This window comes from Coriobacteriia bacterium (assembly GCA_041658765.1).
Classification (GTDB): domain Bacteria; phylum Actinomycetota; class Coriobacteriia; order Anaerosomatales; family JBAZZO01; genus JBAZZO01.
In genome coordinates this window covers 40,016-66,511 of record JBAZZO010000007.1, presented here as the reverse complement: position 1 = coordinate 66,511, position 26,496 = coordinate 40,016, and the positions used below count along the sequence as shown (strand labels likewise).

Below are 26,496 nucleotides of genomic sequence, written 5' to 3'. Positions count from 1 at the left end.
GGCTCACGTGGCCAAGCGCGTGCTCGCGGTCATCGACGGCAACAGCCTCGTGCACCGCGCGTACCATGCCCTGCCGCCGACGATGACCGCACCGGACGGACGGCCGACCAACGCGGTGTTCGGGTTCGTCTCCATGCTGGTGAGGCTCATCTCGGAGTTGCGTCCTGACGGGCTCGTCGTCGCCTTCGACAAGGGCCGTCCGGCCTTCCGCACCGATGCGCTCGCGCGGTACAAGATCCACAGACCTCCGACGCCCGACGATCTCAGGGCGCAGTTCCCGATGGTCAAGCGCCTCCTGGAGTCGCTTCATGTGCCCGTGGTCGAGGTCGACGGCTGGGAAGGCGACGACATCCTCGGCACGCTCGCCGAGCGCGGTGCGGCCGCCGGTCTTCGCGTGCTGCTCGTGACGGGCGATCGGGACGCGTTCCAGCTCGTCGGTGACGACGTGGTCGTCGTGACCTCGAAGCAGGGTCTCGGTGATCTCGTCGTCTACGACGCGGACGCCGTCTTCGACCGCTACGGTGTCACCCCGGCGCAGGTGAGGGACTTCCTCGGCCTGAAAGGGGACACCTCCGACAACATCCCCGGAGTGCCCGGGGTCGGGGAGAAGACCGCGGCGAAGCTCATCGCCGAACACGGGACGCTCGACGCGGTCCTCGAGAACGCCGCTTCGATCAAGGGCAAGCTCGGCGAGAACCTGCGGGAGTATGCGGACAGCGCGCGCGTGAGCAGGGAGGTCGCCACGATCAGGTGCGACGTGCCGATCGATCTAGACCCGGCGTCCGTGGAGTGGGGCACGTTCGATCTCGCGGAAGCCGTCGCCGCCTTCGAGGAGTTGCGCTTCACGTCGCTCGTGCCTCGCCTGCGGGAGCTGGTCGGGTCTGCGCCACAGCATGCGGCTCCGATGGTCGAGACCGTGCGCGTGTCGGCGGCGTGGCCGGTCGTGGGCGAGGCCGAAGCGAAAGCCGCGCTGGAGTCCTGCCTCGACGGTCCACCTCGTTGGGTCGGCGCGGTGTGCGACGACGGAGCGGGGGAGTCGCTCTTCGGCGACCGGCTCGAACTCGTGCTGGCGATACCGGCCGGCGAAGCGGGCGTCGTGGGGAGGTTCTCGGGTACCGCTGCCGCGGGTGCCGCCGAGTCTCTCTTCGCGCGCGGACTCGTCGCGTCACCGGACCTCAAGATCCTGCTGCACGTGCTGAGGGACGGTGTGACGGACCCCCTGGGCTCGCTGGAGCCCGCGAGGACGCTCGACTGCGGCGTCGCGGCGTACCTCCTGGAATCCGAGCGCTCGGGATACGACGTCGAAGGTCTGTGCGACGCCTATCTCGGTGCGGAGGTCTCGTGCGAGCAGGGGACCTCCGCCGGGCGGGCGCACGGCGCCGCGCTGCTCGCGTCCGCGCTGCTCGAGAGGCTCGAGGAAGACGGTTCGCTCGCGTGTCTGAGCGACATAGAGCTGCCCCTCGTGCCCGTTCTCGTACGAATGGAGGACGTCGGCGTCGGCATCGACGTGGCGGCCCTGCGCGCCCTCGGTGAGGAGACGTCCGGCGAGATCGCCTCCATCGCTGCCGAGATCCGTTCCCTCGCCGGAGTGGACGACTTGAACGTCGACTCTCCGAAGCAGCTCGGAGAAGTCATCTTCGGCAAACTAGGTCTGCCGCCGGGGAAGCGGACGAAGACCGGATACTCCACGGACTCGTCGGTCCTTTCAGCACTCGCGCCCGCGTATCCCATAGCCGAGCGGATCCTCGCGTACCGCGAGCTCACGAAGCTCACGTCGACGTACATCGACGCCCTTCCTCGGTTGCTGGGTGAGGACGGCCGGCTCCATACGACGTTCAACCAGACGGTCGCGGCGACGGGCCGGCTCTCGTCGTCGAACCCGAACCTGCAGAACATCCCGATACGCTCCGAGCTCGGGCTTCGTATCCGCGCCGCGTTCGTGCCCGCCGAGCCGGGCGACCTGATGGTCACGGCGGACTATTCACAGATCGAGCTGAGGATACTCGCGCACCTCTCGCGTGACGAAGGCCTCATCGAGGCGTTCACCTCCGGACGCGACTTCCACTCGGTGACCGCTTCGCGTGTCTTCGGGGTCACGCCTGAGAACGTGACTCCCGAGCAGCGCCGGAGGGCGAAGGCCGTCAACTTCGGCATCGTCTATGGACAGACCGCGCATGGGCTCGGCGGATCGCTCGGTATCGGGTACGGCGAGGCCCAGGCGATGATCGACCGGTACTTCGCCGCGTATCCCGGTGTCCGGACGTACCTCGACGCCACGGTCGCGGCGGCGCATCGCGACGGCTGGGCGGTGACTCTCTACGGTCGCAAGCGCCGGATCCCGACGTTGCTCGCGAGCGATCACAACCTGCGCGCCTTCGGAGAACGCACGGCGATGAACCATCCGATGCAGGGGACGGCAGCGGACATCATGAAGCTGGCGATGATAGAGGCGGACCGCCGGCTGCGCGCGGAGGACCTGCGCGCAAGGATGGTGCTGCAGGTCCACGACGAACTGGTCTTCGAGGCGCCGGTCTCCGAACTCGAGGCCGTGAAGGCCCTTGCGGCCGAGTCGATGACGCGCGCGGCGGCGCTCTCCGTGCCTATCGAGGTGAACGTCGGGGCGGGGCCGGACTGGGCGAGCGCCAAGTAGGTCCGCGCATCGCCGTTACGCGCCCGAGCACCCCTGGCGCCCCCCGCGCCGGCGTAGTATGCTTTCTCCTCGGTATGCCAGCGCCAAGAGCGGGTATACCGAGGAAAGTGACCGGTCCCCGAGTACATGTATGGAAAGCCTGGCGACGAGGAACAGACGGCCGCACGGCCACCCTGTAGGCCACTAGTCGACGAGCGTGACGACATGAACCGGGGCCCCCGAACCACGGAAGGGGCACCCACCATGGCACCATTCAGTGATGAGAGCGTGATCGACGAGCGCGAGTACTCCGACGAGGAGATGCATGCGCTCATCGACGGGACGATGACCGATTTCGACGAGGGCGACCTCGTCGAGGGCGTCGTGGTCCAGGTGGAGCGGGACGAGGTCCTGCTCGACATAGGCTTCAAGTCCGAGGGCGTCATCCCGGCGCGAGAGCTCTCCATCCGCAAGGACGTCGATCCCTCCGAGATCGTGTCGCTCGGCGACCGCATCGAGGCTCTCGTCCTCCAGAAGGAGGACAAGGACGGCCGGCTCATCCTCTCCAAGAAGCGCGCGGAGTACGAGCGCGCCTGGGTCAACATCGAGGAGAAGTTCACCGCCGCCGAGGATGTGTTCGGAGAGGTCATCGAGATCGTCAAGGGCGGTCTCATACTCGACATCGGTCTTCGCGGCTTCCTGCCCGCGTCCCTGGTCGACCTTCGCCGGGTGAAGGACCTGACCGTCTTCATGGGCGAGCAGCTCGAGTGCCGCGTCATCGAGATGGACCGCAACCGCAACAACGTCGTCCTGTCGCGCCGCGTCGTCCTCGAAGAGGGACGCAAGCACGAGCGTCAGGAGATCCTCACCAAGCTCCACAAGGGCCAGATCCTGCCGGGCGCGGTCTCGAGCATCGTCGACTTCGGTGCATTCGTCGACCTCGGCGGCATCGACGGTCTCGTGCACATCTCGGAGCTGTCCTGGAACCACGTGAACCACCCGTCCGAGGTCGTCGCGGTCGGCGACAAGGTCAACGTGCAGGTCCTCGACGTCGACCTCGACCGCGAGCGCATCTCGCTCGGCCTCAAGCAGACGCAGGACGATCCGTGGAAGCAGCTCGTCAAGAAGTTCCCGATCGGCGCCATCGTCACGGGTGCGGTCACGAAGCTCGTGCCGTTCGGCGCGTTCGTTGAGATCGGTGACGGCGTCGAAGGCCTCGTCCACATCTCCGAGATGGCGAAGGGCCACGTGGAGACTCCCGAGGACGTCACGCGGGTCGGCGAGGAAGTGATGGTCAAGGTCATGGATGTCGACCTCGATCGCCGTCGCATCTCGTTGTCTATCCGCGCGGCGACAGAAGTTGTCTCCGGCGGCGTCGAGGATGCTGAGGGTGAAGAGGTCTCCGAGGCCTCGGCCGAGGACGTCGCCGAGGCGCCCGAAGAGGCTCCGGTCGAAGAGGCCGTGGTCGAAGAGGCTCCGGTCGAAGAGGCCGTGGTCGAAGAGGCCCCGGTCGAAGAGGTCGCGCCGGAAGAGGCAGCCGCCGAGGAGCCCGAGGCCGAGGAGGCCGTCGAGATATCGGAGGAGACGCCCGCGGAGGATGTCGCCGAGGAGTCCGAAGAGGCTCCGGTCGAAGAGGCCGTGGTCGAAGAGGCCGTGCCCGAAGAGGCTCCGGTCGAAGAGGCCGTGCCGGAAGAGGCAGCCGCCGAGGAGCCCGAGGCCGAGGAGGCCGTCGAGGTATCAGAGGAAGAGCCCGCGGCCGAGTAGGCGCAGGCCGGACCCGGTCCGGTCGATGGAGTACGATGTGCGGGGTCGGACCGTTCAACGGTCCGGCCCCGACGTTTCGGGACGTGTCACGGAGGTGGAACAGTGCTCGTGGTCGGTCTGACGGGCGGTCTGGGCGCCGGCAAGACGCTGGCAGGTTCGTTCTTCGCCGAGCGCGGTGCCGTGGTGCTCGACGCGGACGAGGTGGCCAGGGCTCTGCTGGAGCCGGACGCGGTCGGATACCCGGCGGTCGTCGGGACGTTCGGCGCCGGTATCCTCGACCCCGGGGGTCGCATCGACCGCGCGAGGCTCGCGTCTCTCGCCTTCGCGTCGGGTGGCGACGCGCGACGGCTCGACGCGATCCTGCATCCTCTGGTAGCCGACACCCTGCGGTCCCGGCTCGACGACCTGGCCGCTTCGCCGTCCCCGCCGTCGGTCGTCGTTGTCGAGGTGCCGCTGCTCGTGGAGTCGCCCGAGGTCCGCTCCTTGTGCGGGCTCATCGTCAGCCTCGACGCGCCCGAAGGCGTGCGCATGGCCCGTGCCCGGGCGCGAGGCATGGACGCCGACGACGCGGCGAGGCGATGCGGACTGCAGGCGAGCGACAGCGAACGAGCGGCCATCGCCGATGCCGTCGTCGACAACTCCGGTTCCGCGGAGGCGCTTCGGGCGGCCCTCGAGCGGTTCTGGGATCGCGAGGTGGCGCCGCGTGTCGCGTGACGAGCGCGTCTTCACCACCGTGCGCGTCGTCGTCGTCGCCGTGGTCGCCGTGCTCGCGACCTTGGCCTACCTGTTCGCGCGAGGGCCCGCGGTCTGGCAGCGCCTCTACCACCCACTCTCCTACGAGCGCGTGATCGAGGGCGCCGCGCTGCGCCACAAGGTGAACCCTTTTCTCGTCTGCGCCGTGGTGAACGCGGAGTCCGGCTTCGACGCCGATGAGGTGTCGAAGGCGGGTGCGATCGGGCTCATGCAGGTCATGCCGGAGACCGCCCGCGAGTTGCGCCAGCGAGGTCTCGTCGCCGAGACGGTCGTCGCCGGCAAGGAGCTGTCGGACCCGGAGGTGAACGTCGAGTACGGTGTGGCGTACCTGCGCTACCTCATCGGCCGCTATCACGAGGTGGAGGTCGCTCTCGCCGCGTACAACGCGGGGCTGCGCAACGCCGACGTGTGGGCCGGCGCCGGCGGTGACATCCGGGAGGCGATCGACTTCCCCGAGACGCGTCACTTCGTGCTGCGCGTGATGCGGGCACGCGAGCGCTACGAGGATCTCTACCCCGATGCTTTCCCGACCTGGCGTGGGAACGTGCGATGACGGGCAAGCCATTGCGCGTCGACGCTCCGTTCGAGCCCGCGGGCGATCAGCCGAAGGTCGTCAGACTGTAGGTAACGGTGGGCTATTGCGTTTGTCAACGGGGGGGGCGTAGTCTGGGGTTGAGGTCGTGTGTCCACCAAGCTAGAGAGTTGGGGGCATGCATGTTGCGTGAGATGCGCGTCGCAGCCACCAGGCGAGTTGGATTCCGAGGCGCGCCGTTCGTCGCCTCTCTGACGCTTCTTCTTCTCGTGCCTCAGGTGGCGCTCGGTTTTCCGGGTGCTGGAGGTCGGGTTACCTGGTCTGACGGAAGCGATGTGAGAAACGCCTACGGCGTTATGGGGACGATGTTCGCTTATTCCCGGCCTGCTACGGGCGTGAAGGTGAACTCCATGTACGTGCGCAATCCGGACTACCCGAACTCCTGGGCTGTCGAGGTCGGTTATACCTCCACCGGATCGGGGGCAGGAGCCTGGGGTCTTCCCGAGAATCACGACCCCTGGTTCTTCACTGTGAGATACAAGGATGGGGTATACGCCGGTGAGGATTTCTCCTACACATTTCCATTCACCGTAGGAGAGAGGACCACCCCCAGCCTTCAGAGAAGAGGTAACGACGACTGGGATGTCTACTATGGGAACTATCTTGCGCATACCTGGTGGGACATGCCGCAACTTCTGATGGGACGTCCTACGGTGGGTGAGGAACGGTGCAACACCGGCGTGGACCCCCGCGCCGATATCACCTGGATGAAACTCAAGCAGTCCAATGGTGGCTGGCTTTACTGGTGGCATGGTGTCGCCGAAGGATCGGACGGGGCTTACTCTTTCAGATTCAATCACGTCGGCGACTCGAACCACTGGGTGTACTGCGATGACCATAACAGATAGTCGTCGCCTTGAAGTGCGAGGGACGGGAAGTCGATGAACCGACTCAAGGGATCGTGTATAGCAGCGTTGGCGGCCGCGCTTCTCATCAGCTCTGGATGCACGGCCAGTGTGAGGAACACCTCCGGCGCAGTAGGTAGAGCCGCTCCGAAGACGGTCTCGAGTCCCGGCCGCGTCGCATCGAGCGTACAGGCAAGTCGTTTCCTGACCGAGACCGCTCCGATCGACGATCCGAAGGTCGAGGGGATCGACATCGATGAGGCGTTGCGTCGTATCGGAAGACCGGTTCCTCTGCCCCGGATCGGACGAGACGCCGTGAAGAAGGTCGTGCTTCGTCAAGGTGATCCGGCTCACGGCGAAGCCCCAGAGTTCTTTGCCCTCTCGTTACTGTACTCTACCGGCGTGCACCTATACGTGACTCCAGGGCACTTCGACCTGGATAGTTTCGCGGATCTTGGGTCCCCAGACATCACCTTCACCGATGGAACTGATGGAAGGACGCATGCCCGGAGAGAAACGGTCTCCGGTAAGGATGTCTTCACCTACGTGGGGGGCGTTCAGAGCGGTCGCGCCTTGGGTTGGCATGTAAAGACGGTGGCCAACTGGAACGACGGCGAGTACATGTACACCCTCTACGCCCCTGCCGAGGATGCGGCCGCGCTTGGCCAGTTGCGCGCCATGATAGCCGCGACTCGCTGACGCGCCGATAGCGCCGATAGGCGGGGTGTCCCCTCAGGTCGCACCGTTCTCCCCCTCTGGTCTTCGTCGCGCGGGTGTGGTAACCACTAGCCACCATGCAAGTCGGAGAGGGAGTGACCGGTGGCACAGCGTCTCGTGGTGCATTCGGAGTTCGAGCCGGCGGGTGACCAGCCGAAGGCGATCGAAGAGCTCGTGCAGGGCGTCGAGTCCGGGCTTCGCGAGCAGACGCTGCTCGGCGTCACTGGGTCGGGCAAGACGTACACCATCGCGAAGATGCTCGAGCGTCTCCAGCGGCCGATGCTGATGATGGCCCCCAACAAGACCCTCGCCGCACAGCTCGCCTCCGAGCTCAAGGACTTCCTGCCCGACAACGCGGTCGTCTACTTCGTCTCGTACTACGACTACTACCAGCCCGAGGCATATGTGCCGACGACCGACACGTACATCGAGAAGGACGCCTCGATCAACGAGGAGGTCGAGAAGCTCCGCCACGCGGCGACCGCCGCTCTGCTCTCGCGCCGGGACGTCGTAGTCGTGGCGAGTGTGAGCTGCATCTACGGCATCGGCTCACCCGAGGACTACGCGGGCACGGCCGTCTTTCTGACGGTCGGGGAGGAGCGCGACCGGGACACGGTCCTGCGCGAGCTCGTCGACATCCAGTACGACCGCAACGACTACGAGCTCTCGCGGGGGACGTTCCGCGTGCGAGGCGACGTCCTCGACGTCTTCCCGCCCTACGCCGACCATCCGGTCCGCGTCGCGTTCTTCGGAGACGAGATCGAGTCGATCCGGGAGGTCGACCAGGTCACGGGGGAGTCTCTCGCGTCCTTCGATGCTCTGCCCATCTGGCCGGCGAGCCACTACGTGACGGTCCCGGAGAAGCTGCAGGCCGCCCTCGGCACCATACGCGAGGAACTGCGCGGGCGGCTCGCCGAGCTCAGGGCGGCGGGGAAGCTGCTCGAGGCGCAGCGCCTCGAGATGCGCACCACGTACGACCTGGAGATGCTCGAGCAGATGGGGTTCTGCTCCGGGATCGAGAACTACTCGCGGCACCTCGACGGGCGTTCACCCGGCGAGCCGCCGAACTGTCTGATCGACTACTTCCCGAAGGACTTCCTGACCGTCATCGACGAGTCGCACGTGACCGTGCCGCAGATCCGCGGCATGTACGAGGGAGACCGCAACCGGAAACTCACACTTGTAGAGCACGGGTTCCGTCTCCCGTCGGCGCTCGACAACCGCCCGCTGCGTTACGACGAGTTCATGGAGCGGGTGGGTCAGATCGTCTACGTCTCCGCGACGCCGGGCGACATGGAGTTGCGCGCGAGCGGGAGAGTCGTCGAGCAGATCATCCGCCCGACGGGCCTCGTCGACCCCTCCATCTCGGTCCGGTCGACTCGCGGGCAGGTCGACGACCTCGTCCACGAGGTGCGCGAACGCGCGGAGCGCGACGAGCGCGTGCTCGTGACGACGCTCACGAAACGCATGGCCGAGGACCTCACGAGCTACCTCTTCGAGCAGGGGCTGCGAGTGCGCTACCTGCATGCGGACGTCGCGACGCTCGAGCGGGTCGAGATCCTGCGCGATCTGCGCGCCGGCGTCTTCGACTGCCTCGTCGGGATCAACCTGCTTCGCGAGGGACTCGACCTCCCAGAGGTGAGCCTCGTCGCCATCCTAGACGCCGACAAGTCGGGGTTCCTGCGCAACGCGAGGAGCCTCATCCAGACGATGGGCAGGGCGGCGCGCAACGTGTCCGGGCAGGTCATCATGTACGCCGACGAGGTCACGGAGTCGATGCGGGCGGCGATCGACGAGACGCAGCGCCGGCGCGCACTCCAGGCGGCGTTCAACGAGGAGCACGGCATCGAGCCGCAGACGATCCGCAAGGCGATCCACGACATCGCACAGTACGTGCGCGAGACGGAGGCCGGCGTCGAGGTGAGCGAGGAGGTCGCATCCGAACTCGCGCGGTTGCCTCGTGACGAGTTCGCGCGCATCCTCTCGACGATGGAGGAGGAGATGCACGGCGCGGCCGAGGCGCTCGACTTCGAGTCCGCGGCGCGCCTGAGGGACCAGATCGTGAAGCTCAAGGTCGAGGTCGAGTCGACACCCGAGGGGGAGGTCCTCGCGCGGCTTAAGAAGGGCGAGCGCCGCGGTTCGGCGCATGGAGTGCGCAGGAGGAAGCGGTGAAGGGGGCCAGCATGGACACGGCGATCGACGTGGGCGGTCTCACGAAGTATTACGGCAAGACCCGGGGCATCGAGGACCTGACGTTCTCGGTCGCGGCCGGGCAGGCCTTCGGATTCCTCGGACCGAACGGGGCGGGGAAGACCACGACCATCCGCTGCCTGCTGGGGATGCTGAAGCCTACTGCGGGAGCCGCCTCGCTGCTGGGGCAGACGGTGACGCTCGACGGCGCCCGGCTCCGGCGGAGGATCGGCTACGTTCCAGGCGAAGTGAGGCTCTACGAGAACGAGACGGGGCGGTGGCTCCTCGACTACGTCAGCGGCCTTCGCGGGTCCGCGCCGTCCTCTCAGACCGAGCTGCTCGAGCAGCTCGAGTTCGACCCGACGAAGCGCGTCAAGCATCTCTCCAAGGGCAACAAGCAGAAGCTGGCCCTCGTCATCGCGCTCATGCACGATCCGGAGCTGCTCATCCTCGACGAGCCGACGTCGGGTCTCGACCCGCTGAACCAGCAGACGGTCTTCGAGATACTCGGGCGGCGCCGCGCGGCGGGGGCTACGGTCTTCTTCAGCAGCCACATCCTGCCGGAGGTGGAGAAGGTCTGCGACAGGGTCGGGATCGTCCGCGAAGGACGTCTCGTCGCAGAGGAGGACATCACGTCCCTCCTACACAAGCGCATCCGCCGGCTCGAGGTGACGTTCGCGGAGCCGGTCGACGCCGGATTCCTCGAAGGATTGCCCGGCCTCTCCGACATCGAGGCGTTCTCGACGCACACTCTGCGCGCCGTGGTGAAGGGCGAAGAGATGGACGGGGTGCTGCGCAGAGTATGCGAACGGCGTGTGCGTGACATCGAGATCATGCACGCCGATCTGGAGGAGGTCTTCCTCGAGTACTATCGGGGCACAGCGCCCGAGGGGGGTGAGGCGCGATGAGCTGGACCCTGTTGCGCGGGACACTGCATCAGCGCCGGTGGGGGTTGTTCTGGTACTGCGTCGGTCTCGCGACGTACGGCGGCTACATGGCGTACTTCTACCCCAGCATCGCCAAGGTCGATCTCGACCAGTTCCTCAAGGCGATACCCTCGGAACTCTACAGGTTCATGGCGGGGTCGTCCGTCTCGTTCAACACCTTCGGCGGCTTCCTGGCGACGGAGTACACCGGTTTCATGTGGGTGCTCATCGCGGGAGCGGCGATCATCGCGTACGCCGCGAGGACGTTCGGCGGCGAGGTGGAGGCCGGGACGATGGAGCTGCTGCTCTCGATGCCCGTGTCGCGCGTCTCGCTCGCCTTCACCCGCATCGTGGGCCTCGTCGTCGTCGACGCGGCGGTCGTCGCATCGTCGTTCGTGCCGATATGGCTCGTCGCCCGCGACCAGAGGGTGGAGTTCACCCCGGCTCACCTATGGGTACTCGGAGGCGTCGGCTTCCTCCTGATGCTCCTCCTCGGGGCGTTCGCGCTAGCCGTGTCGTCAGTGACGCGAGGGTCCGGTGTCTCGGCCGGCGTCACCGGGGGTGTCGTCGCGGCGATGTGGCTGATGCACTTCCTTCGCGACGTCGCCGACTGGGCGGACGTCTTCGAGCCGGTCAACATCTTCAAGTACTGGGACCCGGCGCGACTGGTCGAGAAGGGGACGGCCGCGCCCGAGACATGGTGGGTGCTCGCGGTGTCGAGCGTAGTCCTGATGGCGGTGAGCGTCGTCGCGTTCTCGCGACGGGATGTCACGTGAGCGTTGCCGGTTCGCGTCCGGACGCGTAACGTCGCCAGCAGGGCGAAACGAGGTCTCTCGAAGGGAGGCGCGTGGTATGACGGCGGATCCGCTCGGCGGACTCGACATCCAAGCACTCATCGACAGTTTCCCGTACTACGTGCTGATCATCGACGAGGATCATCACATCCTCATGGCCAACCACGCCGTCCGGCGCGATCTACAGATCCTTCCCGAGGACATCATCGGCGGCTACTGTCCGAGCATCGTGCACGGTCTCGATGACCCGTACCCTGGCTGCCCTCTCGAGCGGGCCGTGGCCGAGGACGAGGACATCGAGGCGACGTTCTACGACGAGGAGCGTGGCGCGCGCGTGCGCTCGGCTGTCTACTTCACGGGTTTCAAGACACCACAGGGCAGGCGGATCTACCTGCACACGAGCATCGCACTCGGTGGCGACGACTGATCGAGGTCCTCAGGGGAGGCGGACGGATGGACAGCGGGTTCCTGGACGCTTGGCACAAGCTGCGGATGGAGCACACCCACGATCGCGACGGCCTGAACAACTACGGCTGCTACAACGTCGAGGCCTGCCGAGGGTGCAACTTCGTCTACAACTCGCGGGCGTGCCTCCACTGCCACAACTGTGACTCGTGCATCGAGTGCATCCAGTGCGTCGACTGCAAGGACTGCACGCACTGCGCGGGCCTGAACGGTGCGCGCTACAACATCCTCAACCGTGAGTACACGAAAGAGGAGTACTACAAGCACCTCGAGAACCTGGGCATCGACCCGAACGTGCAGGTCGACTGATCCGCACCCGCCTTCCCGCTTGACGTTCGCGCGTTCCGGGTGTATGCATGAACGTATGAGCAGACGTTCACACAAAGGCGACACGGACATCGGCGAGTGCGAGGCCGTCGTCGTCGACGAGGCGGCGGTGTTGCGGGCCGAAGAGGCCCTTCCCGACGCGCGGGACATGACGACTCTCGTTCGCATCTTCGGGGCGCTCGGCGATCCCACAAGGCTGCGCATCCTCTCGGCGCTGACCGTCGGGGAGCTGTGCGTCTGCGATCTGGCTCGGCTGACGGGCGTCTCGGCTTCCGCCGTGTCGCACCAGCTGCGGTTGTTGCGAGATATCGATCTTGTCGCATTCCGTCGCGACGGGAGGCGCGCCGTCTACGCTCTCGCGGACGAGCATGTCGCCGCCCTTCTGACGCAGGGGCGCGCTCACGCGAGCGAGCGTCCGTGATGAGTACGGGAGAGCCCTCGCGCGCGGCCTATCGCGTGACCGGTCTCGATTGACCGGACTGCGCGCGGACCGTGGCCAAGTCCGTCGAGAGGGTCGAGGGCGTGCGCTCGGCTGAGTTGAACTTCGCGAGCGGTTCGCTCGTGCTCGAATACGAGGCGAGCACCGATCCCCGGGCAGAGGTCTTGAAGGTCGTACGGGACGCCGGTCACGGCATCGAGCCCCTCGAGGGCGGCCGGGTCCCGCAGGGTCACGGTTCCGTGTGGGCACAGGGCCACGAGGCTACGACCGCGGTGTCGGGCGTCCTGCTGGTCGCCGGATGGCTGTTCTCGCACGGCGGCTCGCCATTCGCGCCGGTCGCGTACGCTGCGGCGATAGTCGTAGGCGGCTGGTTGACCGCGCGCCGCGGCGCGCTCGCACTGCGCGCACGTACCCTGGACATGAACGTCCTCATGTCCCTTGCGGTCGCCGGCGCCGCGGCGATCGGCGAGTGGCAAGAGGGCGCGATGGTGGTCTTCCTCTTCTCGCTGGGTCAGATCCTCGAAGCACGCGCGCTCGCTCGCACGCGGGCGTCGATCCGCTCGCTGGTGGATCTCACGCCGCCCCGCGCGCGCGTCCTGCGCGACGGGCGGGAGATGTTCGTCGCTCCGGACCAGGTGGGAGTGGGGGAGACGCTCGTGGTCAAGCCGGGCGAGCGGATCGGGCTCGACGGCACCGTGTCGGGAGGTGGGTCCGCGGTCGACGAGTCGCCTATCACCGGCGAGTCCGTGCCCGCGGAGAGAACGATCGGCGATCGGGTCTTCGCGGGAAGTCTGAGCATGTCAGGGATACTGCACTTGGAGGTGACGTCTCCGGCCGCGGATTCGACGCTCGCCCGGATGGTCCACCTCGTCGAGGAGGCGCAGGCCGCGCGTGCGCCGATGCAGCGGCTCGTCGACCGCTTCACGCGCTGGTACACGCCGGCAGTCGTCGTCGCGGCCGCGGCGGTCGCCGTCGTGCCACCGCTGCTGGGTCTCGCGATCGGCGCCGACTGGGGCGGCTTCGCGCCCTGGTTCTACCGAGCGCTCGTCATGCTCGTCGTCTCGTGCCCCTGCGCGCTCGTGATCTCCACGCCGGTCGCCATAGTGTCCGCGATCACCCGTGCGACACGGGACGGGATCCTCGTGAAGGGGGGCGTCTTCCTCGAGGCCGCTGCCGCGGTCCGCGCGGTGGCGTTCGACAAGACCGGCACCCTCACGCGAGGCATGCCCGAGATCACCGACATCGTGCCGTGCGACGGATCCGACGCGCGGCAGGTGCTCGCCGTGGCGGCGGCCCTGGAGGTCGGGTCGACGCATCCCGTCGCGGCGGCGGTCTTGCGAGCGGCGGCGGGCGCGGCGGTCGACGTCCGGCATGCGGATTCCTTCAGACAGGAGGCGGGCGTCGGCGTCCGGGGGAGTGTCTCCGGCGTGCGGTACACGCTCGGAAGCCCGTCCTCGGCCCACGATGCAGCGCCGATCCCCGCCGATGTCGGCGAGGTCATCGAGCGCCTCGAGGGCGAAGGCAAGACCGTGCTCGCACTCGCGGCGGAGGCGGGCGTCATCGCTCTGCTCGCGGTCGCGGACGAGCCGCGTGAGGGTGCTCGCGAAGCCGTGGCGGCCCTGCGGCTGGCGGGGATCGCGCATGTGGTGATGCTCACGGGCGACAACGAGCGAACGGCCGCGGCGGTGGCGTCGACGGCGGGCGTGACGGAGGTGCGAGCGAGGCTGCTGCCCGAGGAGAAGGTCGACGCCGTGCGCGATCTGCGCGAAAGGTTCGGATCGGTGCTCATGGTGGGCGACGGCGTCAACGACGCACCTGCGCTCGCCGCCGCCGACGTGGGCGTCGCGATGGGCGCTGCAGCCTCGGACGTCGCGCTCGAGACCGCCGATGTCGCGCTGATGTCGGAGGACCTCGGGGCGGTCGCGGAACTCGTCCTGCTCGGGCGACGCACGGTCACGACCGTCAAGGCGAACGTCGGCTTCTCGATCGTCGTGAAGGCGTTCGTGCTCGCTCTGGCGCTTGTCGGCACCGCGAGTCTCTGGATGGCCGTCTTCGCCGACATGGGCGTATCCTTGCTCGTGACGCTGAACGGCTTGCGGTTGCTCCGGTCGCGCCGCGTCTGACGCGCCGACCTGGGTCGGAGGAGGGGGAGCATGGCCGAGGACATCGTTCGGTTCCTTGCGGCATGGGCGCTCGTCCACGAGACCGCCGACGAGGGCTGGAAGGCGGCGGTCGCCCGCGGCGGCGTGGCGGGTCCTGAGGGCATGTCGGGGGGGCCTGACGCATTCGTCGATGGGCTTTCCGCTGTCATCGCCAAGGAGAAGGAACGTCTCAAGGCCGCACTCGCCGATGGTGGATCGGGTGGGGTCGACGACGAAGCCGATGTCGGCCGGACGCTGGACGACCTGCGATTCGAGGTAGGCGAGGTACGGGCGCGACTCGAGTCGCTGGAGGCGTCCGTCGACGCCGTCCGCCGGTTGCTCCAGGAGCCGCCGACGGCGGGACGGTGAGCGGAGCCGGGCGCATCGCGGCGGTCGCGGTGCGCAGGACCTGCGAGCGCCTCGGGCCCGCCTACGTCAAGCTCGGCCAGCTCGCCTCGGTCCGGCCCGACGTCTTCCCGGCAACGCTCGTCTTCGAACTCGAGAAGCTACAGGACGCCGTCGAACCCGTCCGTGTCGACGCGATACGCGAGGTCTTTCGGGAGCAGTTCGGTGCGCTTCCCGAGGAACTGTTCGCGACGTTCGACCCCGAGCCGCTCGCATCGGCCTCGATAGCGCAGGTGCACCGCGCGACGCTTCGCGAGGAGGCACGCCCCGCGTGGGGTCCGACGATGCCCGCCGGATCGGAGGTCGTCGTCAAGGTCGTTCGCCCGGGAGCGGAAGCCTCGGTCGCCAGCGATGTCGCGCGGGCCCGTTCGGTGCTCAGGGTCTTGGCGCGCCTCGGCGTTCCCCGCCGGTTCGATGCGCACTCGCTCCTCGACGAGTTCGAGGCGTCTCTCGCGCGCGAGCTCGACCTGCGCGTCGAGGGCAGGGTCGCGGACCGGTTCCGTTTCGACTTCCGCGACGACCCGCTGGTGATGGTCCCGCGGGTCGCATGGTCGCTCACGGGCCGCAGAGTGCTGACGATGGAGCGTGTCGACGGATGGAGACTGACGGAGATCGACGCGGCGACGCTCGCGGGGATCGACGCGCGTGCGCTGGCGGAGCATGGCGCGACCGCGTTCATGCGTCAGGTCCTGGTGCACGGCCGGTACCATGCGGACCTGCACCCGGCGAACGTGTTCGTGACTCGCGACGGCAGGATCGCCTACCTCGACTTCGGGATAGTCGGGACGCTCGGCGCATCTGAGCGCGAGAGCGTCGCGCTGCTGCTCGCGGCACTGGTGTACCGCGATGCGGACCGTGCCCTCCGGGCGTCCGAGGCGCTGGGAGTCCGCGTGCCGGATGGCGCGTCCGTAGCCCTTCGCCGCGACTTGGGCGAGCTGCTCGACGCGAAGTTCGGGGCGGGCGGGAGCCGTGACGTGCGCGGCTTCGGGATGGGGTTCTTGAAGATGCTCGGCCGGCACGGTGTGAGGATACCGGCGGGATACGGGCTGCTGGTGAAGTCGCTCGTCACGGTCGAGGGGGTCGCAAGAGCGCTCTACCCAGACATAGACATAGTCGAGACGAGCGGACCTTTCGTCACACGGCTGCTGCTGCGTTCAGCGCTCAGACCCGACCGGCTCGCTAGGCGTCTGCCGTACGCTCTGCGAGCGGCCGCGCGCGAGATCGTCGCCTGACAAATCAGGCCTCGTTCGCGCCGTCCATCGACTCGATGCGTTCCGCGGACGAGAGCGTCGCGTTGAGGCTCCCGGTACGGTATCCCTCCAGGTCCTGGGCGGCGAACGCGTATCCGGCGGCGCGGAGCTCCTTGGCGATGTGCTCGCGCAATCCCCACGCCAGTTCCATCTCGGACGGGTCGACCTCGAGTCGTGCCACATCGCCGTGGGACCGGACCCGGAAACCCCGCAGCCCGAGCGCTCGCAGCGCGTCTTCGGCGCGCGCCACCCGGTGCAGGCCCTCCTCCGTGATCTGCTCGCCGTACGGGAAGCGGGACGCGAGGCAGGCCATGGACGGTTTGTCCCAGTTGGGCAGGTCGAGTTCCCGGGCGAGGGCGCGCACGTCGTTCTTCGACATGCCGACGTCGAGGAGCGGGCTGACGACGCCGTACTCGCGTGCGGCCCGCATGCCGGGCCGGTGGTCGCCCAGGTCGTCGACGTTGCTGCCGTCGGCGACCCAGTGCAGGCCGCGGGTGTCGGCGACGGCGCGCAGCAGACCGAAGAGCTCGCGCTTGCAGTGGTAGCAGCGCTCGGCGGTGTTCGCCCGGAACGTCGGATCGGTGAGTTCGTACGTCTCGACCTCGAGGACGCCGAGCCCGAGCGCGACGCCGACACCGCGGGCCGCCTCGACCTCCGACTCCGGGCACGTGTCCGAGACCGCGAGGACGGGGAGCGCTCGCTCTCCGAGGACGGCGCGGGCGGTGACCGCGAGAAGCGTGGAGTCGACACCTCCGGAGTAGGCGACGAGCAGCGCGCCTAGCGACGCTATGCGCTGGCGCAGTGCGTCGTGCTTCTCGATGGCTCCCAAGTCACTCCGTCCGTCGGTCGTCACAGCGTGTCCGCGCTCGGAGGATTCAGTATATCCGAACGCCGTAGGGTATCTTTCACATCGGAGGCCGGTGCGAACGACCTATCCCGAGGAGGGCGCATGGACGAGCTTGCCGACGCCGTAGGGGCAGCGCGCGACACGATCGAGCACCTCGGCGGAGAGGCGCGCGTCTATCCTCCGCCGGCAGATCTCGCCGACCGGGCCCTCGTTCCCGACATCGCGTCGTATCGCGAGCTCTACCGGAGATCGGTGGACGATCCGGACGGCTTCTGGGGCGACGCGGCGCGCGAACGGCTCGTGTGGGACCAGCCGTTCTCCAAGGTCCGCTCGGGCGGTTTCGCCGATCTCGATTGGCGCTGGTTCGAGGACGGGAAGCTCAACGTCTCCGAGAACTGCCTCGATCGCCATCTGAACACGTGGCGGCGGAACAAGGCGGCCATCATCTGGGAGAGCGACGACGGAGTCACGCGGACGTACACCTACCAGCAGCTCCACTACGAGGTGACGCGCTTCGCGAACGTGCTGAAGAAGAAGGGTGTGGAGAAGGGCGATCGCGTCGCGATCTACCTGCCGATGATCCCCGAGCTGCCGATCGCCATGCTCGCGTGCGCGCGCATCGGCGCGATCCACTCCGTGGTCTTCGGCGGCTTCTCCGCCGCGGCGCTGCGGGAGCGCATCCAGGACTGCGGCGCGCGGCTGCTCGTCACGGCCGACGAAGGCGTGCGCGGCGGGCGCAAGTTCGCGCTCAAGGCCGCCGCCGACGACGCGCTCTTCGAGTGTCCGAGCGTCGAGGCCTGCGTGGTCGTGAAGCGCGGCACCGGCGACGTGGACATGGAGCCGGGTCGCGACACGTGGTGGCACCTCGAGATCGCGGTGCCGGAGGTGCGCAAGAAGTGCTTGCCCGAGCCCATGGGGGCCGAGGACCCGCTCTTCATCCTCTACACGTCGGGTTCCACGGGGAAGCCGAAGGGGGTCATGCACACCACAGCAGGCTACCTGCTCTTCGCGCAGATGTCGTTCGAGACCGTCTTCGACCATCGCGACGAGGACGTCTTCTTCTGCACCGCCGACATCGGGTGGGTGACCGGGCACAGCTACATCGTGTACGGACCGCTTGCCGCCGGGGCGACCGCCCTCATGTTCGAGGGCGTGCCCACGTACCCGGACCCCGGGCGCTTCTGGGCGATCATCGAGAAGCACCGCGTGAGCACGCTCTACACAGCTCCGACCGCGCTGCGCGCCCTCATGCGCCACGGCGACGGATGGCCCGCCCGCTACGACCTCTCCTCCCTGCGGCTGCTGGGCACCGTCGGCGAGCCCATCAACCCCGAGGTCTGGACGTGGTACCACGAGGTCATCGGGAAAGGCGAGCGTCCGATCGTGGACACGTATTGGCAGACGGAGACGGGCGGCTTCCTGATCACGCCGTTCCCCGCCGCGGTGCCGCTGAAGCCCGGTTCGGCGACGGTGCCGTTCTTCGGCGTCGTCCCCGAGGTGCTCCGCGAGGATGGCAGCCGCGCGGACGCGGGCGAGGGCGGATACCTCGTCGTGAACGAGCCGTGGCCGGGGATGTTGCGCGGCACGTGGGGGGACACCGACGGGCGACGGCTGCGCGAGACGTACTTCGAGCGCTTCCCGGGGCGCTACTTCACGGGTGACGGCGCGCGGGTGGACGACGACGGCTACTACTGGCTGCTCGGTCGCGTGGACGACGTCATCAACGTCTCGGGCCACCGTCTCGGCACCGCGGAGATCGAGAGCGCGCTCGTCAGCCACGAGTCGGTGAGCGAAGCGGCGGTGGTCGGGTTCCCGCACCCCGTGAAGGGCGAGGGCATCCATGCGTTCGTCTCGCTCCGCGACGGCCAGACGCCCTCCGAGGACCTGGCGAAGATACTCTCCGGCCATGTGCGGAAGGTGATCGGCCCGATCGCGAAGCCCGACCGGATCCAGTTCTCAGCCGAGCTTCCGAAGACCCGTTCGGGAAAGATCATGCGCCGTATCCTGCGCAAGATCGCCGCGGGCGAGACGGACCTGGAGTCGTTCGGCGACCTGTCGACGCTGTCCGATCCGAAGGTCGTCAAGGAACTCGCCGCCGGCGCCGACCGGTACTGATCCCGAGAGCGGAAGGAGTCGATCGCCATGATGCGCGGCTACGGATATGGGTACGGGACCGGCGGCTACGGCGCCGGCGGACCCGACTGGCTGTACATGGGCGCGATGATGTTGTTCATCCTGCTCGCGGTCGCCGGAGTCGTCCTGCTCCTCTTGTGGGCGCTGCGCCGCTCCGCGCACGGCGCCCAGGCCGGATCGGCGCCGGGGCCGGGCACCTCGGCGGACGGCGCGTTCGCCATCGCCCGCGAGCGGTTCGCGCGCGGCGAGATCACGGCCGAGGAGTTCGAGGCGCTCAAGCGAGGTCTCGGCTACTGAGGTCCGGATCGGGCCGTCAGTCTCTCTCGCAATCTCATCGCGAGATGGCCGACGACGCCGTGTCCGAGAGGCTCTCCATCCGCGTCCACGACATGCAGGACGTCGCGCACCCATCCGGATCGCGTAGTCGCCTTCAGCCAGCGTATCTGCATCCCGCTGTCGGCGACCGCGCGCGCTATGTCGTGGAGGAGACCCACGCGGTCCGGCGCTGTGATGCGCACGGCGGTAGCGTATGCCCCGGTGACCCCGGTCTCGACGCGGGGGGAGCCCGGTCGCCTCGGTGGGTAGTGGACACGCCTTTGCATAAGGCTCGAGGTGAGGTCGAGCCTCGACGAGAGGGTCGCGCGCAGCGTCCTCTCGAAGGTCGCCCAGACGGCGCCACCGGCTTCCGCGAGCGTGTCGGGACGGACGACGAAGAGGTCGAGGGCCGCGCCGCCGTGCGCCTCGTGACCTTCGGCGGCGAGGATATCGAGTCCGCTCAAGGCGAACGAGCCGGCGATCGAGGCGAACAGCCCCGGCCGGTCCGCGGCGGCCACACTCACCTTCCACGTGCCCTCGGCGGGGCCGACCCCTATCGCTACGACGACGTCGGCCGGGTCGCGAAGGTCCGCCAGTTCGGCGACGAGGCGGGCGTGCGCGGCGATCTCATCGGGCCGCCGGCCGGCGAGGTAACGCAGTGGGGCGCCGCGCACGAAGACCGCGAGGCGCGCGTCCGCATCGCGGTCTAGCATCGAGAGCGCCTCGCGGCGGGCGAGCTCGGCGGACTCGACGATGCCCGCACCGTCGCCGTCCTCGGCCAGCGCGCCGCGCAGCCGGTCGGCGAGTTCGCCGACGAGAGCCGCGTGCCAGGGCCCCCAAGCTCCCGGGCCGGTCGCGCGGGCGTCCGCCTCGGTCAGAAGGTAGAGAGCAGCGACGAGGTCGTCCCGACCGATCCGCGCCGCGGCCCGGAGTACGACATCCTCGTCGTGGACGTCCTCCGTGGCGGCGGTCATCGCGAGTAGGAGGTGTTCGCGCACGAGCGTCGCGCAGTCGGTCGCGGCGTCCGGGTCGAGCCTGAAGCGTCCAGCGAGCGTCCTGGCGATCGCGGCGCCGCGCTCGGGGTGGTCCGGGCCCGACTGCGACTTGCCGACGTCGTGGAGGAGCGCGGCGGTGACGAGTGCGCGACGGTCCCGAACTCGCGCATCCTCGTGACGTGCCCGAGCATCGTCTCTCGGCAGTTCGGCGAGCCCGGCGACGGTGCGCAGGCTGTGCGCGCCCACGGTCCAGAGGTGGGAGAGTCCCGGCCGGCGAAGCGTCATCGTCTCCGAGAACGAAGGCACGAGGTCGTCGAGAAGGCCCGCCCACGCGGCCGCCTCCAGCTCCGGCAGCGCCGACGTGCCGCACGCCGCGAGCGCGAAGAGGGCTTCGGCGTCGATCGGCTCGACGGGCGCGGGCGCGCGTCCAGCGACGCGCTCGCGCAGCGCGAGCAGCAGGTGGTGCGCGTCCGCGAGTGATGACTGGACAGCTTCCGCCTCGGGACCGAGGTCGCTCGCGATGTCGAGCGTGATCAGCGACGAAGGCCGCGCCGCAGCGAGATGGACCGACCAACGCGCGGTCGCGATACGCGCTTGTGCCGTCCGCAGCTTCTCGAGCTCGCCGGGGGAGAGCAGCCCGAGTCCGACGAGCGCCTCCGGGTCGCGTGCCGGCGCGCCCGCGAGGACGGCAGCCGTCCACGTCGCCTCGTCGAGGTCGCGCTGACCCCCGGCTCCCTCCTTCAAGTCGGGCTCGAGCAGGTATGGGGAGCCCATCCGCTCGCGTGCGGCGAGGTCGCGGAGTACCGAGCGCGACCTCTTGTGCGCCCCACATGCGCAATCAGCCAGCGTCCGCTCGCCGAGATCGCGATCGCCGGCGACGACGCGACCTGTGAGTGTGGCGGTCAGCGTCGCGAGATCGTCGCGGACGGCACGACCGTGCTCGACGCGAGAGCGGACCTGATGACCGACCTCGAGCTTCGCGTCCCAGAGCGGGTAGAGCACGCTCTTGAGCGCCTCTCGCAGTCCCGCCGCCGGAGCGTCGGTGACGACGAGCAGGTCGATATCGGAACCGGGAAGCAGGCGCGAAGCTCCCCATCCGCCTAGCGCGCAGACCGACCAAGGGCGTCCGAGCGGCGACAATGCGGCCTCGGCGAGCGCCGAGACGACCCCGTCGGTGAAGGCTGACAGCGCACGGGCGGCTGCGAGGCCGGGCTCGGCCCCGGTGATGAGGTCGCGCCGGGCGTCGAGGTATGCGGAGAGTGCTGCCTGCGTGGAGGCGTCCATGCGAACAGCGTATCGCCTCCGTGTTGCGGGGGCGTTACAGCAGGGTCGCGCATGCGAAGGCTACACGGCCAGCATGCCCGGGACGTACTACGTGGACGTTTTCGCCGCGGCCGGCGTGGGTGACTACGTCCTTTCGTACACGCTGAGGCAAGGCACATCTCTGACGTGCAGCATCTCCCCGGCGGTGCCCGCCTGGGGCGGCACTCTCCGCATCACCGGCACCCTGATGTCAGGGTCGGTGGTCTCGACGGGCGCGACCATCCTGATCGAGCGGTCCTCCGACGGCGCCAGGTGGTTCTCGGTTGCCACGCGACGACCACGGACAGCGGCTTCTCCGCGAGCGTCGCGGCGCCTACCGCCCGCGCGTACTTCCGCGCCCGGTTCGCCGGCGCCGGCTCGATGGCGCCAGCCGTGAGTCCGCAGCGCCTCGTGATCCCTCAGGCATACCTCACGGTGCCGTCCGCACCTTCCGCGGCGCGCAGCGCTGTGGGATTCCCGGCGAGCGGGCTGATCAGGCCGCGGCACGCGGCGGGATCGTCTCCGGTGACCATCATGTGCGAACGGTACGAAGCGGGCCGCTGGGTGTTGAGGCAGCGCTTCGCCGCAAGGGCGTCGGACTCCTCCTCGGGGTCGAGTCGTTATGCGGCCGCATCGGTGAGGCTCTCCGTCGCCGGGCGTTGGCGTATCCGCGCGTACCATGCGGCCGACGCACAGACGGCGGCGACCTACAGCGCGTACAGGCCAGTCACCGTCCGTTAGAGCCCTAGAGCGCCTCCGGGCCGCGTTCGCCCGTGCGGATGCGCACAGCGTTCGCGCAGTCGTATGTGAAGACCTTGCCGTCGCCGATCTTGCCCGTGCGCGCGGCCTCGATTATCGCGTCTTCGACGGTGGTCGCGAGGTCGTCATCGACGACGACCTCGATCTTCGTCTTGGGCACGAAATCGACGGTGTACTCGGCTCCGCGGTAGATCTCGGTGTGGCCCTTCTGGCGACCGAATCCCTTGACCTCGTAAGCGGTGAGCCCGGTCACCCCGACCTTGTTCAGCGCCTCTTTGACCTCGTCGAGCTTGTGCGGCTTGATTACGGCCTCGATCTTCTTCACGGCCGGCTCCTTTCGTCGAGTCTCTTAGAAGACGTACCCGGTCTCGGTGTGCTCCGCCAGGTCGAGCCCCATCTCTTCGGCGTCGGTGTCGACGCGCAGGCCGACGGTAGCGTCGATGGCCTTGAGGATGACCCAGCTCACAGTGAACGAGAAGACGATGGTGGCGACGACGCCCACGAGCTGCTTGAGGATCAGCGTCGGGTCCCCGAACCACAGCCCGTCCGCGCCGGCGGCGTTGATCGCCCTGCTCGCGAAGACACCGGTGAGAAGTGCTCCGGTCGTGCCGCCGACGCCGTGGACGCCGACGACGTCGAGCGCGTCGTCGAAGCCGAAGCGGTCCTTGAGCATCAGGCCGAAGAAGCACAGCGTGCCGGCGGCGAGCCCGATGACGATCGCGGACATCGGGCCGACGAAGCCCGCGGCCGGCGTGATGCCGACGAGTCCGGCCACCGCGCCGGACGCGGCGCCGAGCGTGGTCGGCCTGTGACCGCGCAGTTTCTCGACCGCGCACCACGCGACGAGGCCGGACGCCGCGGCGAGGTGCGTCGCCATGAACGCCGAGCCGGCGAGCGTGCCGGAGGCGAGCGCCGACCCCGCGTTGAAGCCGAACCAGCCGAACCACAGGATGCCCGCGCCGAGGACGGTCATCGGGACGTTGTGGGGACGCAGCTCCTCGGTGCCGTGACCCTTGCGCTTCCCCAGCGCGAGGGCGCACGCGAGCGCGGCCGCCGCGGAGGCGATGTGTACGACCGTGCCTCCCGCGAAGTCGAGCGCGCCGAAGCGGGCGAGCCAGCCGCCGCCCCAGACCCAGTGCGCGAGCGGGCTGTAGACGAGGAGCGCCCAGAGCGTCGCGAAGAGGACGTAGGCGCTGAAGCGCATGCGCTCCGCGACCGCGCCGGTGATGAGGCCGACGGTGATGATCGCGAACATGCCCTGGTACATCGCGAAGACCGAGGTGGGTATCGTGCCGGTCACGCCCGTGACGACGCCCTTGAGCCCGAGCGCATCGAACCCGCCGACGAACGCCCCGAGCTTGCCCGACGCCGACCCGAAGGCGATCGTGTACCCCGCGACCGCCCAGAGCAGCGAGACGAGCCCCATCGCGAAGAAGCTGTGCATCGTCGTCGAGAGCACGTTCTTGCGTCGCACCATCCCAGCGTAGAAGAGCGCGAGCCCCGGCGTCATGAACAGCACCAGGGCGGCGCTGACGAGCATGAACGCGGTGTCGCCGGTGTCGATACTCGGCATGACCCCTCCTTCTCCCAGTTCGGACGGTCCCAGCGTAGGAGGGGAGTGTTTCGGCACCGTTTCACGTGCGTGTCGGGTTTCGGGGAGGGCGGCAACGAGGGCGAAGCGGGGAGGGAACGAAGGCTACTCAGTAGATGCACGCATCGAGTATCGAGAGCACTTCCTGGAGGACGGCTTCCGGTGCGTCCCCGATGTGTCTCACGTCGCGGGAGCGGAAGTCGATCGACCTCACCTGTTCGACCATGACGACGCCGGTGACTCCCTGGTCTTCCGGGATCGGCACATGAAAGGGGTAGTCTCGGCGGGTGTTGGTGATGGGGCAGGCGATGCACAAGCCTGTGTGCCTGTTGAACAAGTCGTTGCTGACGACGAGGGCGGGCCGACGGCCGCGCTGCTCGTGCCCGGACTGCGGGTCGGGCGTGACAGCGATGAAGTCTCCCTTGCGGGGGATGTACGCCGCCACCTACCAGACCTCTTTGCCGGTAGGGGGTCCCCAATCGAGTTCAGCGGGTTCGTAGTCCGCGGGGATCTCCCGAACGAGCTGCGTGAGATCGACCCCACCCCTGACCCGGCGGACGGGCGTCACGACGAGGACTCCGTCGCGCGCGGCGACCTCCACGGCGTCTCCGACGTCTATCTCGACATCGGACAGGATCTCCTTGCTGAGCCGGAGACCCTGGCTGTTGCCCCATTTCTGGACCTTGGTGATCATCTCGACCTCTCGAATGGCTAGCCGAAGTATAGCCGAGAGAGACGATCACAACAAAGATTCCGTCCCAGATCGCCGATGAGTTAAGGCTCTTCCGAGACCAGCTTCGTGATGTCCGGCGTTCGCTCTTCAGGCGACGCTCAGCGGCTTGATGCGCCGGACGTCATCCCGCATCGTCGCCTCCGCGTCCCACAGGTCGACCGCTCGCTGAAGGTTCAGCCAGAACTCCGGCGAGTTGCCGAACAGAAGCGAGAGACGCAGCGCCATCTCCGGGCTCACGGCGCGACGCTCTCGCAGCAGTTCGTTGACGGTCTGGCGCGAGACGCCGAGTGCCGTCGCGAGGCTGGTCACCGTGAGTCCGTAGTCGGGCAGGAAGTCCTCACGCAGGACCTCGCCGGGATGGGTGGGGCGGCGATCCAGCCGTCCGGTGTTCGGAATGCTCATGACGCACCTCGTCTCAGTGGTAGTCGGTGATCTCGACGTCGTAGGCGTCGCCGTCTTCGAACCTGAAGCAGATGCGCCACTGGTCGTTGACGGAGATCGAATGCTGACCCTCGCGGTCGCGTTCGAGCGCGTGGAGCCGGTTGCCCGGCGGGACCCGAAGATCGTCCAAGCAGATCGCGGCGTTCACGTACTCGAGCTTGCGGGTCGCGCGTCTCGCGATGTCGGGCGGGAATCGACGCGACTTGCCGGTCGCGTACAGCTCCTGGGTCCGATTGTCCGCGAACGTCTTGATCATGCGTCAAACGTAATGCGTCACGTGACACGTGTCAAGATGGTGGAAGTGCCAGCCTCAACGAGTAGTCGCTCTGCCGCATCTGAATCGGATTGCGCCAGAACCAAGAAGCTGTCGAAACGTGCGGTGGCATCTCGAAGGTCGCCGATCGTGCTGGCTACTCGCTCTCGGCATCCGGAGCGTCCGGCTGCTCTCTGCTCTCGCCATCCAATCGCGCGACGTACGTACCAGATGCGTTGGCCAAGGGCACGTAGTCCGAAGTCGCACACAATGTGAAGCTGTGCTTAGCCGCAGTCATCGCGTGTGGCGAGGCCGACGATCTCGCTTCACCTCGGGAAATCAGTAGCTCCACGATTGTCTCGACCTTGTCCATGATCGAGCGCGCATCGGTCAGGATCCGGTCGAAGTCCCTCTCTGGCTCGACGGTGCCGTTGCGGCGCTGGAATGCGCCGAACTCAAGGCGGTGCCCGTCCGTTGTCGCGAACACCGTGTGCCCCACGCCTTGACGGTGCTTGGTCGCATTCGCGAACTCCCGGAAGTAGGCGAACTCGGACGAGTGCGCCAAGTCTTGCAGCGCGACGCGAACGGAGTCGACCAAGGAGTCATCGTCGACGACAGCGTCGAGCCCAACGCGCGTGTGCTTGATTCGGCCACGAAGCTCGATGATGTTCACTACTTGGGCGACGAGGTCGCCAACCGTATAAACCGAACGAACCAGATTCGCCGAGAGCATGCCAGCCTCATCGGCGTTGCATTCGACGGTGGCCGCATCGCCGTTGAGCAGTGATGCGACGAGCGGTGGCCAGTACTTCAGCTCCTTGAGAGCTTTGTACATGCCGGCGAGAGCCCGGTCGAGCCGTAAGTTGTGCACGCTCAACGCGAGCAGTCTC

At 67.9% G+C, this 26,496-nt stretch carries 26 protein-coding genes; 17 read left to right on the top strand and 9 right to left on the bottom strand.

Translation table 11 applies throughout. The features are described from left to right. Positions 1-7: 7 nt before the first annotated feature. The 15 genes from polA to WC971_05760 all read left to right on the top strand — a co-directional run bounded on the left by polA (position 8) and on the right by WC971_05760 (position 16,219). Positions 8-2,650 carry a DNA polymerase I gene (gene polA, locus WC971_05830; GenBank protein MFA5844336.1) on the top strand — a complete coding sequence of 881 codons (2,643 nt, stop codon included), beginning with the start codon at positions 8-10 and terminating at the stop codon, positions 2,648-2,650. Between the two features lie 243 nt (positions 2,651-2,893). Then, complete coding sequence (rpsA, locus tag WC971_05825) at positions 2,894-4,393, top strand: 30S ribosomal protein S1 (GenBank protein ID MFA5844335.1); 1,500 nt, start codon at positions 2,894-2,896, stop codon at positions 4,391-4,393. A gap of 102 nt (positions 4,394-4,495) precedes the next feature. Next, positions 4,496-5,107 carry a dephospho-CoA kinase gene (coaE, locus tag WC971_05820; protein MFA5844334.1) on the top strand — a complete coding sequence of 204 codons (612 nt, stop codon included), beginning with the start codon at positions 4,496-4,498 and terminating at the stop codon, positions 5,105-5,107. Next, entirely contained in the window at positions 5,097-5,699 is a 603-nt protein-coding gene (locus WC971_05815; protein MFA5844333.1) for a lytic transglycosylase domain-containing protein, read from the top strand. Before coaE ends, WC971_05815 begins: the two co-directional genes overlap by 11 nt. 173 nt (positions 5,700-5,872) lie before the next feature. Further along, complete coding sequence (locus tag WC971_05810; GenBank protein ID MFA5844332.1) at positions 5,873-6,586, top strand: hypothetical protein; 714 nt, start codon at positions 5,873-5,875, stop codon at positions 6,584-6,586. 33 nt (positions 6,587-6,619) lie between these two features. After that, the gene (locus tag WC971_05805; protein MFA5844331.1) at positions 6,620-7,282 is read left to right on the top strand and encodes a hypothetical protein; all 663 of its coding nucleotides are present in this window, start codon (positions 6,620-6,622) and stop codon (positions 7,280-7,282) included. A gap of 120 nt (positions 7,283-7,402) precedes the next feature. Further along, positions 7,403-9,472: an excinuclease ABC subunit UvrB gene (gene uvrB / locus WC971_05800; protein MFA5844330.1), complete on the top strand. Its 2,070-nt coding sequence runs from the start codon at positions 7,403-7,405 to the stop codon at positions 9,470-9,472. Then, the gene (locus tag WC971_05795) at positions 9,469-10,398 is read left to right on the top strand and encodes an ABC transporter ATP-binding protein (protein ID MFA5844329.1); all 930 of its coding nucleotides are present in this window, start codon (positions 9,469-9,471) and stop codon (positions 10,396-10,398) included. Before uvrB ends, WC971_05795 begins: the two co-directional genes overlap by 4 nt. Continuing rightward, positions 10,395-11,192: an ABC transporter permease subunit gene (locus tag WC971_05790; protein ID MFA5844328.1), complete on the top strand. Its 798-nt coding sequence runs from the start codon at positions 10,395-10,397 to the stop codon at positions 11,190-11,192. Before WC971_05795 ends, WC971_05790 begins: the two co-directional genes overlap by 4 nt. 76 nt (positions 11,193-11,268) lie before the next feature. After that, positions 11,269-11,637, top strand: a complete 369-nt coding sequence (locus WC971_05785) for a PAS domain-containing protein (GenBank protein MFA5844327.1) — start codon at positions 11,269-11,271, stop codon at positions 11,635-11,637. A 26-nt stretch (positions 11,638-11,663) separates the two neighbouring features. Beyond that, positions 11,664-11,984 carry a hypothetical protein gene (locus tag WC971_05780; protein MFA5844326.1) on the top strand — a complete coding sequence of 107 codons (321 nt, stop codon included), beginning with the start codon at positions 11,664-11,666 and terminating at the stop codon, positions 11,982-11,984. Positions 11,985-12,039: 55 nt separating this feature from the next. Further along, positions 12,040-12,423 (top strand): metalloregulator ArsR/SmtB family transcription factor, encoded by a 384-nt coding sequence (locus WC971_05775; GenBank protein MFA5844325.1) that lies wholly within the window; start codon positions 12,040-12,042, stop codon positions 12,421-12,423. Between the two features lie 71 nt (positions 12,424-12,494). Then, the gene (locus WC971_05770) at positions 12,495-14,564 is read left to right on the top strand and encodes a cation-translocating P-type ATPase (protein ID MFA5844324.1); all 2,070 of its coding nucleotides are present in this window, start codon (positions 12,495-12,497) and stop codon (positions 14,562-14,564) included. 30 nt (positions 14,565-14,594) lie between these two features. Then, entirely contained in the window at positions 14,595-14,951 is a 357-nt protein-coding gene (locus WC971_05765; GenBank protein MFA5844323.1) for a hypothetical protein, read from the top strand. Continuing rightward, positions 14,948-16,219, top strand: a complete 1,272-nt coding sequence (locus WC971_05760; protein MFA5844322.1) for an AarF/UbiB family protein — start codon at positions 14,948-14,950, stop codon at positions 16,217-16,219. The genes WC971_05765 and WC971_05760 overlap by 4 nt, the downstream gene beginning before the upstream one ends. A gap of 4 nt (positions 16,220-16,223) precedes the next feature. Here the strand turns inward: WC971_05760 and larE are convergent, their stop codons facing one another. Beyond that, the gene (gene larE, locus WC971_05755; protein ID MFA5844321.1) at positions 16,224-17,066 is read right to left on the bottom strand and encodes an ATP-dependent sacrificial sulfur transferase LarE; all 843 of its coding nucleotides are present in this window, start codon (positions 17,064-17,066) and stop codon (positions 16,224-16,226) included. Positions 17,067-17,186: 120 nt separating this feature from the next. Between larE and acs the strand changes: the two genes are divergently transcribed. Beyond that, the gene (gene acs, locus WC971_05750; GenBank protein MFA5844320.1) at positions 17,187-19,199 is read left to right on the top strand and encodes an acetate--CoA ligase; all 2,013 of its coding nucleotides are present in this window, start codon (positions 17,187-17,189) and stop codon (positions 19,197-19,199) included. A gap of 27 nt (positions 19,200-19,226) precedes the next feature. Next, the gene (locus WC971_05745; GenBank protein ID MFA5844319.1) at positions 19,227-19,514 is read left to right on the top strand and encodes an SHOCT domain-containing protein; all 288 of its coding nucleotides are present in this window, start codon (positions 19,227-19,229) and stop codon (positions 19,512-19,514) included. Here WC971_05745 and WC971_05740 read toward each other — a convergent pair. The 8 genes from WC971_05740 to WC971_05705 form a co-directional block, all read right to left on the bottom strand. After that, positions 19,508-21,811, bottom strand: coding sequence for an HD domain-containing protein (locus WC971_05740; GenBank protein ID MFA5844318.1), 2,304 nt, complete (start codon positions 21,809-21,811; stop codon positions 19,508-19,510). The two genes, WC971_05745 and WC971_05740, sit on opposite strands and share 7 nt — an antisense overlap. A 763-nt stretch (positions 21,812-22,574) precedes the next feature. Next, a complete protein-coding gene (locus WC971_05735; GenBank protein ID MFA5844317.1) occupies positions 22,575-22,913 on the bottom strand; it encodes a P-II family nitrogen regulator in 339 nt (112 codons plus the stop codon). A 24-nt stretch (positions 22,914-22,937) separates the two neighbouring features. Continuing rightward, complete coding sequence (locus WC971_05730; GenBank protein ID MFA5844316.1) at positions 22,938-24,161, bottom strand: ammonium transporter; 1,224 nt, start codon at positions 24,159-24,161, stop codon at positions 22,938-22,940. A gap of 127 nt (positions 24,162-24,288) precedes the next feature. Continuing rightward, positions 24,289-24,624, bottom strand: a complete 336-nt coding sequence (locus WC971_05725) for a type II toxin-antitoxin system PemK/MazF family toxin (protein MFA5844315.1) — start codon at positions 24,622-24,624, stop codon at positions 24,289-24,291. Further along, positions 24,625-24,873, bottom strand: coding sequence for an AbrB/MazE/SpoVT family DNA-binding domain-containing protein (locus WC971_05720; GenBank protein ID MFA5844314.1), 249 nt, complete (start codon positions 24,871-24,873; stop codon positions 24,625-24,627). It abuts the gene before it with no gap. Positions 24,874-24,999: 126 nt separating this feature from the next. Further along, positions 25,000-25,314 carry a HigA family addiction module antitoxin gene (locus WC971_05715; protein ID MFA5844313.1) on the bottom strand — a complete coding sequence of 105 codons (315 nt, stop codon included), beginning with the start codon at positions 25,312-25,314 and terminating at the stop codon, positions 25,000-25,002. Positions 25,315-25,327: 13 nt separating this feature from the next. Next, positions 25,328-25,609, bottom strand: a complete 282-nt coding sequence (locus tag WC971_05710) for a type II toxin-antitoxin system RelE/ParE family toxin (GenBank protein MFA5844312.1) — start codon at positions 25,607-25,609, stop codon at positions 25,328-25,330. A gap of 154 nt (positions 25,610-25,763) precedes the next feature. Next, positions 25,764-26,483 (bottom strand): hypothetical protein, encoded by a 720-nt coding sequence (locus WC971_05705; GenBank protein ID MFA5844311.1) that lies wholly within the window; start codon positions 26,481-26,483, stop codon positions 25,764-25,766. Positions 26,484-26,496 lie beyond the last annotated feature (13 nt).